Source organism: Ancylobacter sonchi, from assembly GCF_018390695.1.
Taxonomy (GTDB): Bacteria; Pseudomonadota; Alphaproteobacteria; order Rhizobiales; family Xanthobacteraceae; genus Ancylobacter; species Ancylobacter sonchi.
In genome coordinates, this window is record NZ_JAHBGF010000036.1 from 15,639 (window position 1) to 30,859 (window position 15,221).

At 67.9% G+C, this 15,221-nt stretch carries 15 protein-coding genes; 10 read left to right on the forward strand and 5 right to left on the reverse strand.

Features of this window, described 5'->3' with window-relative positions; translation table 11 throughout:
• Window positions 1-6: 6 nt before the first annotated feature.
• Genes KHC28_RS20890 through KHC28_RS20905 form a run of 4 tightly spaced genes read right to left on the reverse strand, consistent with a single transcriptional unit; the run spans window position 7 to window position 3,422 of the window.
• Window positions 7-1,233: an NAD(P)/FAD-dependent oxidoreductase gene (locus tag KHC28_RS20890; RefSeq protein WP_214010316.1), complete on the reverse strand. Its 1,227-nt coding sequence runs from the start codon at window positions 1,231-1,233 to the stop codon at window positions 7-9.
• 15 nt (window positions 1,234-1,248) lie between these two features.
• The gene (locus KHC28_RS20895; protein WP_214010317.1) at window positions 1,249-2,067 is read right to left on the reverse strand and encodes an aspartate dehydrogenase; all 819 of its coding nucleotides are present in this window, start codon (window positions 2,065-2,067) and stop codon (window positions 1,249-1,251) included.
• Window positions 2,068-2,071: 4 nt separating this feature from the next.
• Entirely contained in the window at window positions 2,072-2,824 is a 753-nt protein-coding gene (locus KHC28_RS20900) for an SDR family oxidoreductase (protein ID WP_214010318.1), read from the reverse strand.
• A gap of 55 nt (window positions 2,825-2,879) precedes the next feature.
• Entirely contained in the window at window positions 2,880-3,422 is a 543-nt protein-coding gene (locus tag KHC28_RS20905) for a cupin domain-containing protein (RefSeq protein WP_214010319.1), read from the reverse strand.
• 170 nt (window positions 3,423-3,592) lie between these two features.
• Here KHC28_RS20905 and KHC28_RS20910 point away from each other — a divergent pair, with 170 nt between their 5' ends.
• The 7 genes from KHC28_RS20910 to KHC28_RS20940 all read left to right on the forward strand — a co-directional run bounded on the left by KHC28_RS20910 (window position 3,593) and on the right by KHC28_RS20940 (window position 9,863).
• Window positions 3,593-4,279, forward strand: coding sequence for a GntR family transcriptional regulator (locus tag KHC28_RS20910; RefSeq protein ID WP_214010320.1), 687 nt, complete (start codon window positions 3,593-3,595; stop codon window positions 4,277-4,279).
• A gap of 76 nt (window positions 4,280-4,355) precedes the next feature.
• Window positions 4,356-5,462: a branched-chain amino acid ABC transporter substrate-binding protein gene (locus KHC28_RS20915; RefSeq protein ID WP_214010321.1), complete on the forward strand. Its 1,107-nt coding sequence runs from the start codon at window positions 4,356-4,358 to the stop codon at window positions 5,460-5,462.
• A 139-nt stretch (window positions 5,463-5,601) separates the two neighbouring features.
• A complete protein-coding gene (locus KHC28_RS20920; RefSeq protein WP_214010322.1) occupies window positions 5,602-6,543 on the forward strand; it encodes a branched-chain amino acid ABC transporter permease in 942 nt (313 codons plus the stop codon).
• Window positions 6,544-6,553: 10 nt separating this feature from the next.
• Entirely contained in the window at window positions 6,554-7,570 is a 1,017-nt protein-coding gene (locus KHC28_RS20925) for a branched-chain amino acid ABC transporter permease (RefSeq protein ID WP_246565078.1), read from the forward strand.
• Window positions 7,564-8,403 carry an ABC transporter ATP-binding protein gene (locus KHC28_RS20930; RefSeq protein WP_214010323.1) on the forward strand — a complete coding sequence of 280 codons (840 nt, stop codon included), beginning with the start codon at window positions 7,564-7,566 and terminating at the stop codon, window positions 8,401-8,403. The genes KHC28_RS20925 and KHC28_RS20930 overlap by 7 nt, the downstream gene beginning before the upstream one ends.
• Entirely contained in the window at window positions 8,375-9,055 is a 681-nt protein-coding gene (locus KHC28_RS20935) for an ABC transporter ATP-binding protein (RefSeq protein WP_312893296.1), read from the forward strand. The genes KHC28_RS20930 and KHC28_RS20935 overlap by 29 nt, the downstream gene beginning before the upstream one ends.
• A gap of 37 nt (window positions 9,056-9,092) precedes the next feature.
• Entirely contained in the window at window positions 9,093-9,863 is a 771-nt protein-coding gene (locus KHC28_RS20940; RefSeq protein ID WP_214010324.1) for an SDR family NAD(P)-dependent oxidoreductase, read from the forward strand.
• A 15-nt stretch (window positions 9,864-9,878) separates the two neighbouring features.
• Here the strand turns inward: KHC28_RS20940 and KHC28_RS20945 are convergent, their stop codons facing one another.
• Window positions 9,879-10,787: an HAD family hydrolase gene (locus tag KHC28_RS20945; protein WP_246565079.1), complete on the reverse strand. Its 909-nt coding sequence runs from the start codon at window positions 10,785-10,787 to the stop codon at window positions 9,879-9,881.
• Here KHC28_RS20945 and KHC28_RS20950 point away from each other — a divergent pair.
• The 3 genes from KHC28_RS20950 to KHC28_RS20960 all read left to right on the forward strand — a co-directional run bounded on the left by KHC28_RS20950 (window position 10,786) and on the right by KHC28_RS20960 (window position 15,089).
• On the forward strand, window positions 10,786-11,184 hold the full coding sequence (locus tag KHC28_RS20950) for a hypothetical protein (RefSeq protein ID WP_214010325.1): 399 nt from the start codon (window positions 10,786-10,788) through the stop codon (window positions 11,182-11,184). The two genes, KHC28_RS20945 and KHC28_RS20950, sit on opposite strands and share 2 nt — an antisense overlap.
• Before the next feature lie 105 nt (window positions 11,185-11,289).
• A complete protein-coding gene (locus KHC28_RS20955; protein ID WP_214010326.1) occupies window positions 11,290-14,175 on the forward strand; it encodes a hybrid sensor histidine kinase/response regulator in 2,886 nt (961 codons plus the stop codon).
• Window positions 14,172-15,089: a diguanylate cyclase gene (locus tag KHC28_RS20960; protein ID WP_214010327.1), complete on the forward strand. Its 918-nt coding sequence runs from the start codon at window positions 14,172-14,174 to the stop codon at window positions 15,087-15,089. Before KHC28_RS20955 ends, KHC28_RS20960 begins: the two co-directional genes overlap by 4 nt.
• Window positions 15,090-15,221 lie beyond the last annotated feature (132 nt).

Here is a 15,221-nt window from a genome sequence, read left to right on the forward strand (position 1 = left end):
CGCTCTCTAGTTGAAGCGTTGGATGGCGAACGGCGCGACGTCGACCGAAGTGGGCCGGCCGGCGACCAGTTCGGCGATCAGGCGGCCGGTGGTGGGGCCGAAGGTGAGGCCGGTATGGCCGTGCCCGAAGGCGTAGAAGACATCGTCGCGCTTCGGCGAGCGGCCGATCACGGGCAGCGAATCCGCCGTGGTCGGGCGGTGGCCCATCCAGCGCGTGCCGCCTTGCGTGTTGAGCCCCGGCAGGAAGCGCCGGCCAAGTTCGGCCAGCGCGTCGGAGCGCGCATAGTTCGGGGCCGCGTCCAGCCCGGCGAACTCCGCCGCGCCGCCGATGCGCAGCCCCGACGCGATGGGAGTGGCGACGAAGGAACGCTCGGCGAAGATCACCTCGCGCGACAGCGAGAGGCCGGGAGACGGCAGCGTGGTGTTGTAGCCGCGCTCGCTCTCGATCAGCGCGCGGTCGCCGATCGTCCGGGCGAGCCGACCGGACCAGGCGCCGCCCGCAACCACCAGCCGGTCGAAGCCGATACGGCGGCCATCCTTCGTCAGCACCTCGCGACCGGCGATGCCGGCAGCCTCACCCGTGACGATCGTCACGCCACGCGCCTCAAGATGAACGCGCAGCCGGTCGACGATGCGCTTCGGGTCGGAAACGTTCGACCATTGCGGGGTCATGATCGCATGACGGATGCTGCTCGCGAGCGCCGGCTCCATCCGCCGCGCTTCCTCGCCGCTCATTTCCTCGCAGACGAGCCCATGCCGGCGGCGCAGCCTGTGGAAGCGCATATCCGCCTCGAAGCCCTCGCGTGTCTCATAGACCCAGAGCGCGCCGACACGGTGCAGGTCGCCCGTCAGGTCGAGCTCGGCGAGCAGCGGCAGCAGGTCGTCATAGGTGCGGGCCGACAGCGTGGCGAGCGAGGCGGCGATCGCCTCTACCCGGTCCCAGCGCCCTTCCTTCAGGAAGCGCCGCAGCCAGGGCACCAGCTTCGGGAAATGGCGGAAGCGCAGCGACAGCGGCCCGAGCGGGTCGAACAGCCAGCCTGGCACCTTCCAGGCGAGGCCGGGCACCGAGGCCGGGATGATCTCGGTGACGCCTATGCCGGCGGCGTTGCCAAAGGAGCACTTGTCTCCTGGCGGGTCGCGGTCGAGCACCGAGACCTCATGGCCTTCCACGCGCAGCGCATGCGCACAGGAGAGACCGACGATACCGGCGCCGATGACAAGAATGCGCGACATGCCCGGCTGCGTCCTTCAAATGACCAGTGGATCGAAATGGCGCCGCACCGCCGCGGCGAGGCTGAGCGCGGTGAGGGCGGACGTCTTGGGATTGTCCGGCGACGGCCGGTTGGTAAAGCGCATCGCGGCACTGCCGGCCGGGCTCTCCACCGCGATCTCGTGCGTGTTGCTTGTCACCGACGGATCGGCGACGACGCTCACGCCCGAAAGCGCCGGGCCGACGGCGAGTGCCACGGTGAGCCCGGCATTGAGATTGCGCGGGTAGCGCGCCGCCGCCTCGGCGGCGCTGCCCTCGAACAGCACCACTTCCGAGGCGAGCGCCGCCGGATCGTGGCCGAGCGCGCTCAGTTCCTTGCTCCAGGCCGCCGGCGGCTTGCGCGAGACGTAGCGCACCCGCGCATCCGCGACGCCGGCGATGGCGGCGAGGTAATCAAGCCCGCCAATGGCGCCGGCCGGCACGACGAGGCGCGCGCCGCTCGCCGCGGCGGCAAGCGTCAGCCGGCGCAGCAGCCCGTCATCGGCCAGCGCGCCGGTGGAGGCGACGACGAGGCTGATGCCGGCCTCGAGCAGCGTCGGTCCGTATTGCGCGACGGCGCCCTGCCCCGCCGCCTCGACCACCAGTGCCGGACGGGTGGCGATCAGCGCCCCCAGCGTATCCACCGCACCGACGCCCGCCGGCAGCACTCCGTCCCCACGTCGCAGCACCGTGAGGCGATAGGCCGGGTCGGCGCCGAGCGTCGCCACCAGCGCACGGCCGATGGCGCCGAAGCCGATCAGGCCGACATGGTGCAGGCCGACATGGCGCGGGCAAGCCGGATCGCGCGGCGCACTCATGGCCTCACCAGGCCGACATGCCGCCATCGACGGTGAACATCGCACCGGTGGCGAAGGAGGCTTCGTCGGAGGCGAGCCAGAGGATGGCGCTGGCGATCTCGACCGGCTGGGCCCAGCGGTTGATCGGCGAGCGCGCCTTCAGCTTGGCCTTGAAGGTCTCGGGATCGGGATGGTTGGCGACCATCTTCTCGAAATAGCTCGACCAGGTGACGCCCGGCGCGACACAGTTCACCCGGATGTTCTGTTCGGCATGGTCGAGCGCCATCGCCTTGGTCAGCGCCGCGACGCCGCCCTTGGAGGCGACATAGGCGGCGCGGTCGAAGATGCCGACGGTGGCGACGTTGGAGGCGGTATTGACGATGGTACCGCCGCCCTGCGCCGCCATCGCCGGGATGGCATGCTTGCAGCAGAGGAAGACGCCCTTGAGGTTGACCGCCATCAGCGCGTCCCAGTCGGCTTCCTCGGTATTTACAACCGTGCCCGGAATACCGTAGCCCGCATTGTTGGCGAGGATGTCGAGGCGACCGAAACGCTCCACGGCGGTATCGATCATCCGCTTCACATCGTCGTTGCGGCTGACGTCGACCGCCATGGCGATGGCGTTCGGCCCCAGACGCTCGGCGACCCGGGCGGCACCCTCGCCGTTGCGGTCGGCCAGCAGGACGCGGGCACCTTCCCGCACGAACAGTTCGGCTGCCGCCTCACCGATCCCGGCGGCGGAGCCGGTGATGATGGCGGCTTTGTCTTTGAGACGCATGGAATCCTCGACAGTCAGGAAGGGGTCGCCTCCGGCCGGCAGGCGGCCGAAGGGCTCACGGCCGGCGCTGGTCGGTCGGCGGGGCGGCGAAGACGGTGTCGCGCTCGATCTGCAGCACGTTCTCCGGACGCGGGAACGGCTCGGGCGCCGGCTCGCCGGGCTGGCGGTCCCGGCCGATCAGGCGGAAGAAGTCCTCCAGCCCGTTCGGTACGATGAGCCAGGTCCAGAGGATATCGCCCTCGCCCTCGTTGATGAACATGTGCCGGCGGTTGCGCCCGATGAAGAAGGCCGAGCCCGGCAGCATCGGGTGGTCGACGCCGTCGATCACGGCACGCCCCTTGCCACTGACGACGAAGATGACCTCCTCGTTCCGATCATGGGCATGTTCGCGCACATAGCCGCCCGGCGGCACCGTCTGCGTCCCGAAGCCGATGGGAAACTCCATCGGCACGACATGCGGGGCGAAAATCACGTCGATATGGCCGTTGGCCGGCACCGGCTGCCAGTAGCTGGTCGCCTCGCCCGGCTGCTTGATCAGCACGTCGCCGATATAGCTCGTCGTGCCCGCCTGGGAGGTTGCGTCCGCTTGTTCAGACATGAATCTGCTCCACTCTCTCCGCGGAGAGGATTGAATACAATATTCAGGCTAGACCCCGAAAAATTGGAATGAAAGACCAAAAAATAAGCACTTACGAGATAAATATGCCTTTAAAATAGGCTTGTTGATCTTCATCAATTGAATATCGTATTCAATATGGAGCGAATGGAATGATCGCGAAAGTCGGCCGCCAGTCGTTGACGGACCAGATCGTCACCGAACTGCGGCATCAGATCATCACGGGCCAGCTGGCCGAGGGCGCCCCCCTGCGCCAGGAAAAGCTGGCCACCGAGCTGGGGGTTTCCCGCGTCCCGTTGCGCGAGGCGATCCGCCAGCTGGAGGCCGAGGGCCTCGTGGTGTCGGAACTGCACAAGGGGACGGTGGTGACCTCCCTGTCGCTGGAGGAGATCGAGGAGCTGTTCGAGATCCGCGTGCGCATGGAGACCTGGCTGTTCGAGGCCGCCATCCCGCACATGACGGAAGAGGATTTCGTCCTGGCCGAAACCGTCACCGACGAGGCCATGGCGAGCGGCAGCGTGGAGAATTGGGGCGAGCTCAACTGGCGCTTCCACGAGGCGCTGTATCGCCCGAGCGGTCACCTGATCGCGCTGCGGCTGCTGCGGACCGTGCATGACAACGCCAACCGCTACGTGAACCTGCAGATCGCGGTGGCCGAAGACGTGGAGCGCGAGCTTCAGGACCACCGCGCGCTGATCGCCTTCGCCCGGCTCGGCGACATCCGCCGGGGTGGCGACACGCTGCGGGCGCACATCCAGCGCGTCTCGCGCAACCTCATTGCATCGCTCGCCGAAGGGCGGCGGGGCAAGTCGCGCAACGTCGCGCGCAACATCGCTTGACGACCAGGTTGCCGGCGCGTGTTGGCACCCTGCGCACAAACGGTCCGAAACGGACCCCGGAGAGAAGGGAACTGACATGCGTTTGAAGAACATGCTCTGCGCTGCCGTTGCCATGGCCGCGCTGACCGGAGCGGCCCAGGCCGATATCCTGATCGGCACGGCGGGGCCGACCACCAATGCCGAGGCGCTGTTCGGCACCACCTGGCAGAACGGCATGGACCTCGCAATCCGCGAGGCGAATGCGGCCGGCGGCGTCCAGGGGCAGAAGCTCGTCCTCGTGCGCGACGATGACGGCGGCGACCCGAAGCAGGGCACGCTGATCGCCCAGAAGCACTGCGACACGGCCGGCATGCTCGGCGTGGTCGCCAACTTCAACTCGGGCGTGACCATTCCCTCGTCGGACATCTACAACCGCTGCGGCATGCCGCAGGTGACCAACGCCTCCAACCCGAAGGTCACCAAGGCCGGCTACAAGAACCTGTTCCGTCCGATCGCCAACGACCTGTCGCAGGGCTCGGCGCCGGCCGAATACGCGCTGACCAAGCTCGGCGCCAAGAAGGCCGCCATCGTCCACGATAAGCAGGCCTTCGGCCAGGGCGTCGCCGAGGTGTTCCGCACCAACTTCACCAAGGGCGGCGGCACCGTCACCTCCTTCTCCGGCATCGCCCAGACCGACGTCGACTTCTCCGCGCTGCTCTCCTCCATCCGCGCCGAGAACCCGGACGTGGTCTATTTCGGCGGCGTCATGCCGGCGGTCGGCCTGTTCGTGAAGCAGGCGCGCGAGCTCGGCATCAAGGCGACCTTCTTCGCCGCCGACAGCGCCTTCTCCCCGGACTTCATCGCCGGCGCCGGCCCCGCCTCGGAAGGCGCGGTGGTGTCCTTCCAGGCCCCGCCCTATGATTCCTCGCCGGCGCTGAAGAAGTTCGCCGCCGACTACAAGGCCGCCTTCGGCGAAGAGCCCGGCCCCTACTCGGCCTATGGCTATGTGGAAGCCACCATCATCATCGAGGCGATGAAGAAGGCCCCTGCCCCGCTGACCCGCGCCGGCATCGTCTCCGAGATCGCCAAGAGCGACTTCGACGGCATCGTCGGCCACGTCGCCTTCACGCCGGAAGGCGAGCTGCAGAAGCCGTTCCTGTTCCTCTACGGGGTTAAGGACGGCAAGTTCGAGCTCGTCAAGTAAGGCCGGTTCCCGGTTCTGCCGCTCCTGCTTCACGATCCGGCCCCCTCCGCCGTGAAGCTACTGGGTCCGGCGCGATGCGCCCCCGCACATCCGCGCCGGACCCCTTTTCGCCCACCACCGGAAGCAACGGAAGGCTGCCATGGGCGCCCTCATTCTCCAGCAGACGATCAACGCCCTCACCGTCGGGTCGATCTACGCGCTCATCGCGCTCGGCTACACGATGGTCTACGGCGTGCTGCGTCTCATCAACTTCGCCCATAGCGAGCTGTTCACCGCCGGCGCCTTCATCGGCCTCGCGCTTGCCGGCGCGCTCGGCGTGGCCGGCCATCCGACGGGCGGGCTGCTCGTCGGCTTCATCACCTTCGTGCTGATCGGCCTCGCCGGCGTCAGCGTCGAGATCGTCGCCTACCGGCCGCTGCGCGGCACCTCCCGCCTCGCGCCGATGCTCTCGGCGCTCGGCATGGCGGTGGTGATCCAGAACGCGGTGATGCTGATCGGTGGCCGCCGACCGCTGATCTACCCGTCCTTCCTGCCCAGCGGCGTGATCGACGTGTTCGGCGCCATCATCACCTACAAGCAGATCACCATCTTCCTCGTCGCCGTGATCCTCATGGTCGGGCTGGAGCTGTTCGTGAACCGCACCAATCTCGGCGTGCGCATCCGCGCCGTGGCGGAGAATGCCGAGACCGCCTCGCTGGTCGGCATCAACCCGAACATGGCGATCTCGCTGATCTTCTTCATCGGCCCCGGCCTCGGCGCCGTCGCCGGCATCCTCTATTCGTCCTTCTACGGCGTGGCGACCTTCACCATGGGGTTCGTCATCGGCATGAAGGCCTTCACCGCGGCGATCCTCGGCGGCATCGGCTCGATCCCCGGCGCGGTGCTCGGCGGCTTCCTGCTGGGCTTCATCGAGACCTTCGCCACCGCGTGGATGCCGGTGCTCTCCGGCGGCCTGATCGGCACCGAGTATCGCGACATCTTCGCCTTCTCCGTGCTGGTCCTGATCCTGCTGTTCCGTCCCGCCGGCCTGCTCGGCGAGCACGTCAGCGAAGAAACCATGGTGTACAAGAGTGACTTCTGAGGCATCGCACATGGAAAGCCGCGCCCGCGCGGCGGCGCCCGCCTCGGGAGCCGCCGCCCCCCGCAAGCTCTGGCCCGGCGCGCTGGCGATGCTGGCCGTGCCGGTCCTGCTCCTCATCGTCGGACCGCATCTCCCGTCCTACCCGCTGCGCATCCTCGACATGATCCTGCTCTATGCCGTGCTCGGCCTGGGGCTGAACATCATCGTCGGCTATGCCGGCCTGCTCGACCTCGGCTATGTCGCCTTCTACGCCATCGGCGCCTATTCCTGGGCGCTGCTGGCCTCCGGCCAGTTCGACATCCACCTGCCCTTCGCGCTGGTACTGCTGATCGGGGCCAGCCTCGCAGGCCTCGCGGGCATCCTGCTCGGCATCCCCGTGCTGCGCCTGCGCGGCGACTATCTCGCCATCGTCACGCTGGGCTTCGGCGAGATCATCCGCGTGCTGATGAACAATCTCGACGTCGTCACCAACGGTCCGCAGGGCATTGCCCGCATCGACGAGGCGCATCTGTTCGGCTGGACGCTGAGCACGCCCGACGACTTCCTCTATCTCCTCGTAGCCATGCTGGTGGTGGTGTTCCTGTTCGTCTGGCGTATCCAGGAGAGCGCGCTCGGCACCGCGCTGTCCGCCGTGCGAGAGGACCAGGACGCCGCGCGCGGCTGCGGCATCAACACCACCCGCGTGAAGCTGGTCGCCTTCGCCTTCAGCGCCTTCATCGGCGGTGCCTGCGGCGTGGTCTTCGCCGCCATGCAGCGCTTCGTCTCGCCGGAGAGCTTCACCTTCTGGGAATCGCTGGTGATCGTGCTGGTGATCGTGGTGGGTGGCCTCGGCAATCCGTTCGGCGCGCTGCTCGGCGCGACGCTGCTGATCCTTCTGCCCGAATTGCTGCGCGCCTATGCCGACTACCGGCTGCTGTTCTACGGCATGGCGCTGGTGGTGATCATCCTCGCCCGTCCGCGCGGCCTGATCAGCCGGCAATACGGGCCGAGCTGGCTGATGCGCCGGCTGGGAGGCGGCAAATGCTGACATTCGACCACGTCACCAAGCGGTTCGGCGAACTGGCGGCCATCGACGACGTGTCCTTCGAGGTGAAGCCGGGCGTCATCACCGCGGTGATCGGCCCGAACGGCGCCGGCAAGTCGACGCTGGTCAACATGGCGGCCGGCTCCTACGGCGTCACCTCGGGGCGCATCCTCGTCGACGGCGTCGAGCTGCAGAAGCTGCCGAAACACCGCATCGCCCATGCCGGGCTGTCGCGCACCTACCAGAACATCCGCCTGTTCGACGGCATGAGCGTGGTGAAGAACCTCGAAGTGGCGCTGGTGCCGCCGCGCGTCGGCAGCCTCATCGCCAACACCTTCGGGCTGAGCGGCCGCGCCGCAGCCGAGGAGCGCCGCGCGCGCTGCCACGCGGTGCTGGATCGCCTGGGGCTCGCCGCCCATGCCGAGCGGCAGGCCGGCAGCCTTGCCTATGGCCAGCAGAAACTGGTCGAGCTCGCCCGCGCCATCGTCGCCGAACCGCGCGTGCTGCTGCTCGACGAGCCGGCCGCCGGCCTCAACCACGGCGAGACCGAGCAGCTCAAGCAGCACATCCTCGCGCTGCGCTCCCCGGACCTCGCCATGGTCCTCATCGAACACGACATGAAACTGATCATGTCGATCTCGGACACCATCGTCGTGATGAATCGCGGCCAGCTGCTGGCGCAAGGCACCGCTGGCGAGATCCGGTCCAACACCGAAGTGCAGGAGGCGTATCTTGGCCAGCCAGGAGCCATCAAGGACATCGAAGCCGCTGCTCGCGGTCGACGCAATCGAGTCCGGCTACGGGAGGGTGAAGGTCTTACATGGCATCAGCCTTGAGGTACTTCCCGGAGAGGTCGTCTGCATCATCGGCCCGAACGGCGCCGGCAAGACCACGCTGCTGCGTACCATCAGCGGGCTGAACAAGCCGACGCGCGGCTCCATCCGCTTCAAGGGCGAGGAGGTCGCCGGCCTCAAGCCCTACCAGATGGTGCGGCGCGGCCTCGGCCACTGCCCGGAGGGTCGACGCGTCTTCCAGCTCTCCATCGAGGAGAACCTGATCACCGGCTACATCCCCGGCCGTGGCAAGAGCTTCGCCGAGCTGCGCGATCAGGTTTACACGCTGTTCCCCATCCTCGGCGAGCGACGCCACCAGTCGGCCGGCCGTCTCTCCGGCGGCCAGCAGCAGATGGTGGCGATCGGCCGCGCGCTGATGGGCAGCCCGGAGCTCCTGCTGCTCGACGAGCCCTCGCTCGGGCTGGCGCCGATCATCATCCACCAGATCTTCGAGATCGTGCTGAAGCTCGCCGAAAGCGGCGTGTCGATCATCCTCGTCGAGCAGAACATCGACCTGTCCTTCGAGGTCGCCGACTTCGTCTACGCGCTGGAGCACGGCTCGCTGCAATGCTCGGGCCCGGCCGCGAAGATGGCCGCCGATCCGCGCATCAAGGACATCTATCTGCCGGGCCTCGACGGCCAGGACTCCCACTAGCCCGCCCGGGGCGGCGCGCATTGAGACGGAGAGCGTGATGTATCATCTCGACGGGCGGGTCGCCCTCGTCACCGGCGGGGCGGTCGGCATCGGGCGCGGCATCGCCACCCGCCTCGCCGAGGAAGGCTGCGACGTCGCGGTGCTCGACCTCGACCTTGCCGGCGCGGAGGAAACCGCTGGATTGGTGCGCGCGCTCGGGCGCCGGGCGCTGGCGCTGTCGGTCGACGTCGCCGACCACGCGGCGGTGGATGCCGCCGTCGCGCAGGTCCGCGCGACGTTCGGACCCGTCGATATCGCGGTGAACAATGCGGCGATCACCGCGGTCGGCAAGGTCGTCGACATCGACGCCGCCGCCTGGAAGCGGGTGTTCGCCATCAACACCGACAGCGTGTTCCATGTCGCCAAGGCCGTGCTGCCGGACATGATCGAGCGGCGTGCCGGGCGCATCGTCAACATCGCCTCGTGGTTCGGCAAGATCGGCAAGCCGAGCTACGGCGCCTATTCCGCCTCCAAGGCGGCGGTGATCGCCTTCACCCAGTCGCTGGCGGCCGAGGTGGCGCCGCTCGGCGTCAATGTGAATGCGGTCTGCCCCGGCTCCATCGTCGGCACGCGGATGCGCGACGACGCCGACCGGATGTCGCGCGAGCAGGGCCTGCCGACCGCCAAGGAACGCGAGCACATGATCCCGATCGGCCGCGTCGGCGTGCCCGACGACATCGCCCGGGTAGTCGCCTTCCTCGCCTCCGACGAATCCGCCTACATGACCGGCCAGGCGATCAACGTCACCGGCGGCTTGTGGATGAACTGAGCCTCACTTCGCCTTCTATCGCGCGACGAAGTCGAGAAAGCCCGACAGGTCGCGATGGCGCGGCACGTCGGCGGGGAAGAAGTCCGGCGCGCCTTCCGCGACGATGGCGAGGAACGGAATGCCGAGTTCCATCGCCGCGTCGAACTCGGTGCGCGCATCGCCCACCGCCAGCACCTCGCCCGGCGCGAGGTTCTCATCGGCCAGAATACGGCGGAACTCCGGCAGCTTGAGCCGGGGCGTGCCGGCGACCGACGCGAAGAACCCGTCCAGCCCGCGCCGCGCCAGCAACACCCGCAGCTCGGTCTCGGGCATGCCGGAGACGAGATGCAGCGGCAGGCATCCGTGAAGCGCTGCAAGCACCTGCACCGCGCCGGGGATGAACGGCGCCTCCATCATCGCCGTGTCGATGAGCTCGGCGAAACGCCGGCACAGCGCATCGAGCGCGGCCGGATCGCCCGGCCGGCCAAACAGCTCGCGCTCGTAATGGGCGAATTTCTCCCGCCGACCTACGCCGCCATGCCGATCCTGATAGGCCACGACCTCGGCAATCGTCTCCTCCGCCTCGCCCGCGTAGCAATCGGCGAAGGCCTGCGTTTTCAGCCGCGCGGAATCGAGGATGACGCCATCGAAATCGAAGATGATCGCCTGCGGGCGAATATCAGCACTTCGATGTAAACCGTCTCGATGCAAGCCCTCTGGATGCAAGCCGTCGTCTCCCTTTGACACGTGGCGCCGCCCGTTCTCGATGACGCCACGGCGGCCGGGGGCGCGCGTCGGCGGGCCACCACGCGCCTTATGACATCGATGCCGTCCACTACCAATTCCGATCGCCGACAGGATGGTGGGACGAGCGGTTTCTCGGTAGGTTGGGTGAACGGACTTACGAGGAATGGGCATGGACGTAGCAGGCGGACCAGGGCGCATGGCGAGTTTTCCCTCGCCACTTGCCGGGACGCGCCATTTCCGCGCCTCCCCCGCACGGCCCGCCCCGCGCCGCGCTGGCGGCGGATGGCGCCAGCTCTGGCCGGCGGTCGCGCTACTCGTGGTCAGCACTTCGGTCGTCAGCCTGACGATGCTGGCCGCGAAGGCCTCCACCGAGCATGTCGCGGTCGTGGTGCCGCCCTGGTACGACGCCCGGCAAGCGATGGAACTCGTTGGCCGTGCCGGCGGGCGAGTCATCGAAATGGGCAGGTTCGACAGCATGGTGGTCGCGACCCATGGCGAGGGCGACACGCAGCAGCGGTTTCTCGACGCCTTGCGAAGCGAGGGTGCCTGGCTCACGCTGGACGCTGGCGCGCTGCGCGGGTGCGCCACTCAGTAGTTTTTGGTAGCAACTTCTGCGCTTTTTAGTAGTGAATTTTCTGCACCGTACGGCAGGACACGGCAGAACCCATCCTGGACCGTGAGTTCCTTGTGAGATCGCCCTATGATCGAGATTGACCGCCTGCGGGTTCGCTTCGGCTATCTGCTGCTCGCGCTGCTCTGGCTGCATGTGCCTGTCGCCATGGCCATCGCCTATGCCGTCGGAGCGGCGATTACCACGCCGGCGCTGATCGCCGCCGGGCTGGCCGGCGCCTACACGGTCTCTTGGCTGCTCTATGGGGTGGAGCCCGTCACCCGCTACATATCGGCGGTCGCGCTCATGGGCATGCCCTCGCTGTTCGTGTTCCTGCTCACAGGGCACGGCTGGCAGATGGACCTGCACATGTATTTCTTCGCCTCGCTGGCGCTGATGATCGGCTGGTGCGACTGGCGCGCCATCCTCATGGCGGCGGCCGCGGTGGCCGTGCATCACCTCACGCTCAACTTCCTGTTTCCAGCCGCCGTGTTCCCCGCCGGACAGGACCTCTCGCGCGTCTGGCTGCATGCCGGCATCGTCGCCTTCCAGACCGCGATCCTGGTCGGGATCTGCGAGATGCTGGTCGGCGGCTTCACCCGCATCCAGGCGATGAGCGACGAGATCATGCTCAGCAACGAGACGCTCGAGCAGCGGGTGGAGGAACGCACCCGCGAGGCGCAGGCGGCCAATGCCGCCAAGGGCCTGTTCCTGGCCAATATGAGCCACGAGATCCGCACGCCGATGAACGCCATTCTCGGCTTCACCCATCTGGCGCTGCGCGGCGAGGTGCCGCCCAAGCAGCACGAGTACCTCACCAAGATCAAGCAGGCGAGCACCGCGCTGCTCGGCCTGATCAACGACATCCTCGACTTCTCGAAGATCGAGGCCGGCAAGCTGGTGCTGGAGAAGTCCTGCTTCGACATCCGCGAGGAGGTCGAAGCCACCGTCGACATCGCCGGGCTGAAGGCGGCCGAGAAGCGCGTAGCAGTGAATGTCGCCTTCGAGCCCAACGTACCGGACATGGTGGTCGGCGATGCCTTGCGCCTCAACCAGGTCATTCTCAATCTGGTCGGCAACGCGGTGAAGTTCACCGATCGCGGCGAGGTGCAGGTTGCCGTCCGCCGGTTGCCCGACACCACCCCGTCCGACGTGGTGCTGGAAATCGCGGTGCGCGATACCGGCATCGGCATGGACGCCGAGCAGCAGGCCAACCTGTTCCGCTCCTTCGCCCAGGCCGACAGCTCGACGACCCGCAAGTTCGGCGGCACCGGACTCGGCCTCGCCATCACCAAGCAGCTGGTGGAGCTGATGGGCGGCACGATCGGTGTCGTAAGCACACAAGGCAAGGGCAGCGTGTTCACCGTCACGGTCCGCTTGGAGGAAGGGTTCGCCCAGCCTGCCAAGGTGGAGGAGTTCCCGCCCGAGCTGCTAAGCCTGCGGGTGCTGATCGTCGACGACAATCCCGGTGCGCGGGAGATCCTCCACGCCATCTTCACCGGCTGGTCGCTGCAGACCGACCTCGCCGCCTCCGCGCCGGAGGCGCTGGCCGCTCTGGAGGCTGCCGCGGCGCAGGGCACGCCCTACGACCTCCTGCTGGTCGACTGGAAGATGCCGACGATGAGCGGCGTCGATCTGGTGCGCGAACTGGAGCGCACGCCCACCCTCACCCGGCTGCCGGTGGCGCTGATGGTCAGCGCCTATGCGCGCGAGGATGCCATGGCGGCGGCGCGCAATGCCGGCGTCGCTGCCTTCCTGGTCAAGCCGATCGATCCGCGCATGCTGCTCGACACCATCGTCGACCTGTTCCGGCCGAAGAGCGAGGCGGAGCAGAACACCCCTTCCGGCCTCGACACCGCCGGCGGCATTCCAATGGTGTCGGCCAGCGTGCGCGGCGCGCGTGTGCTGCTGGTCGAGGACAACGAGATCAACAGCGAGGTCGCCTTCGAGATCCTGACCGATGGCGGATTGCTGGTGGAGCTGGCCGGCAACGGACGCATCGCCTGCGAGATGGTGCTGGACGCCGACCGACACTACGACGCAGTGCTGATGGACGTGCAGATGCCGGAGATGGACGGCTTCGAAGCCACTCGGCGCATCCGCCGGACCATCCCGTCGAGCCAGCTGCCGATCATCGCCATGACCGCCCACGCCTATGAGCGTGAGCGCCAGGCCTGCCTGACGGCCGGCATGGACGATCACATCGCCAAGCCGGTCGACCCGCAACTGCTCATTGGCACCCTCGACCGCTGGATCCTCCGGCATCGCGACGGCGTGCGGCGCACGACGGTGGACGCGCCGGCGGCACCGCAAGCCCCCGCTGTCGCAGCGGTGGAAACGCTCCGGGCGCCGGCCGGGCTGCCGGACATGCTGCCGCCCTTCGACATCGCCACCGCCCTCAACCGCGTGAACGGCAAGCGCCCGCTGCTCATGCGGCTGATTATCGGCTTCGGCGAGAAGAACGCCGCGACCGTCGCCACCCTGCGCCAGCAGATCGCCAAGGGCGAGTTCGACGAGGCCCGGCGGCTGGCGCACACGCTGAAGGGCGTGGCCGGCTCGCTGGAGCTGCGCCATGTCAGCGAGGCGGCGCGTCAGGCCGAGGACGCGCTGGCGCATCGCGAGACCGACCGGCTGGGTCCGCTGATGGACCGCCTCGACGAGGCCATGCAGCCCGCGCTGGCCGCGGCCCGCTCGCTCAGCCCCGCCGAGGAGGCGCCGGCCATGGCGACGGCCCTCCCGCCGCAGGTACGTTTCGACGACAACGCCCGCGAACTGCTCGCCGCGCTGACCACCCAGCTCGAGCGGCGCAGCATGGGCGCGCGCAAGACCTTCGAGCGGCTGGACCAGGCGGTCGGCCCCGGCACGGCATTGCTGGAGCCGCTGAGAGCCGCCGTGACCAGCCTTGACTTCAATGCCGCGCTCGCTTTTTCACAGCAGATTGCCGAGCGGATGGCGAATGAGGAGAGCCAATCTTGAACGAGCGCCAATCGGTGCTGATCGTTGACGATGAGGTCTCGAACATCGAGATCCTGTCGGCCGCGCTGGAAGACGACTATGAAATCTACTTCTCGACGTCCGGCGCCGAGGCGATCGATGTCGCGCGCACCAACCTCCCCGATCTCATCCTGCTCGACGTGCTGATGCCGGGGCTCGACGGCTACGAGGTGTGCAGCCTCCTCAAGGCCGACCCGATCATCGGCGACGTGCCGATCATCTTCACCACGGCGCTCGGCGACCGGGACGCGGAAGTGCGCGGCCTGATGCTCGGCGCCATCGACTACATCACCAAGCCGATCAGCCCGGTCGCGGTGCGGGCGCGCGTGCGCAATCATCTCGACATGAAGCGCATGCGCGACCAGCTGGCCGAGATGGCGGTCACCGACGCGCTCACCGGCCTCGGCAACCGGCGCCGGCTGGAACGGGCGCTCGACCAGGATACGCTGCGGCTCGCCGCCAGCGGCGCGCTGCTGTCGCTGGTCTTCGTCGATATCGACTTCTTCAAGCGCTACAACGATTCCTACGGCCATACCGCCGGCGACCGCTGTCTCTCTATGGTGGCGGCCGCGCTCAAGCGGACGATGAACCGCGCGGCGGATGTCGCCGTCCGCTATGGCGGCGAGGAATTCGCCTGCGTGCTGCCGGAATGCTCGCATGAGGAGGCGATGGAGGTCGCGCACCAGATCCATCGGCGCGTCCAGTTGCTCGACATCCCGCACAAGACCTCGGACACCGCTTCCTTCGTCACGGTGAGCGTCGGCGTGGCCACCGCCGCCTGCGCGCTCGGCGCTTCCCCCGAGGCCTGGGTGCGGGCCGCCGACGAGCAGCTCTATCTCGCGAAATCCGCCGGCCGGAACCAGGTGCTCGGAACGCAGTTCGTCCTGGCGGTGTAGCCCCGGTCCCGCGCCGGCTCACCGACCGGCGCGCCGCGCCTTCCATTCGGGCGATGATCCGACGATCCCTTCGCGCCTCCCCTCGCGGTGAGGCGGCGAAAGCGCCGCGCCGGGCGTCCGGCACCCATGCCC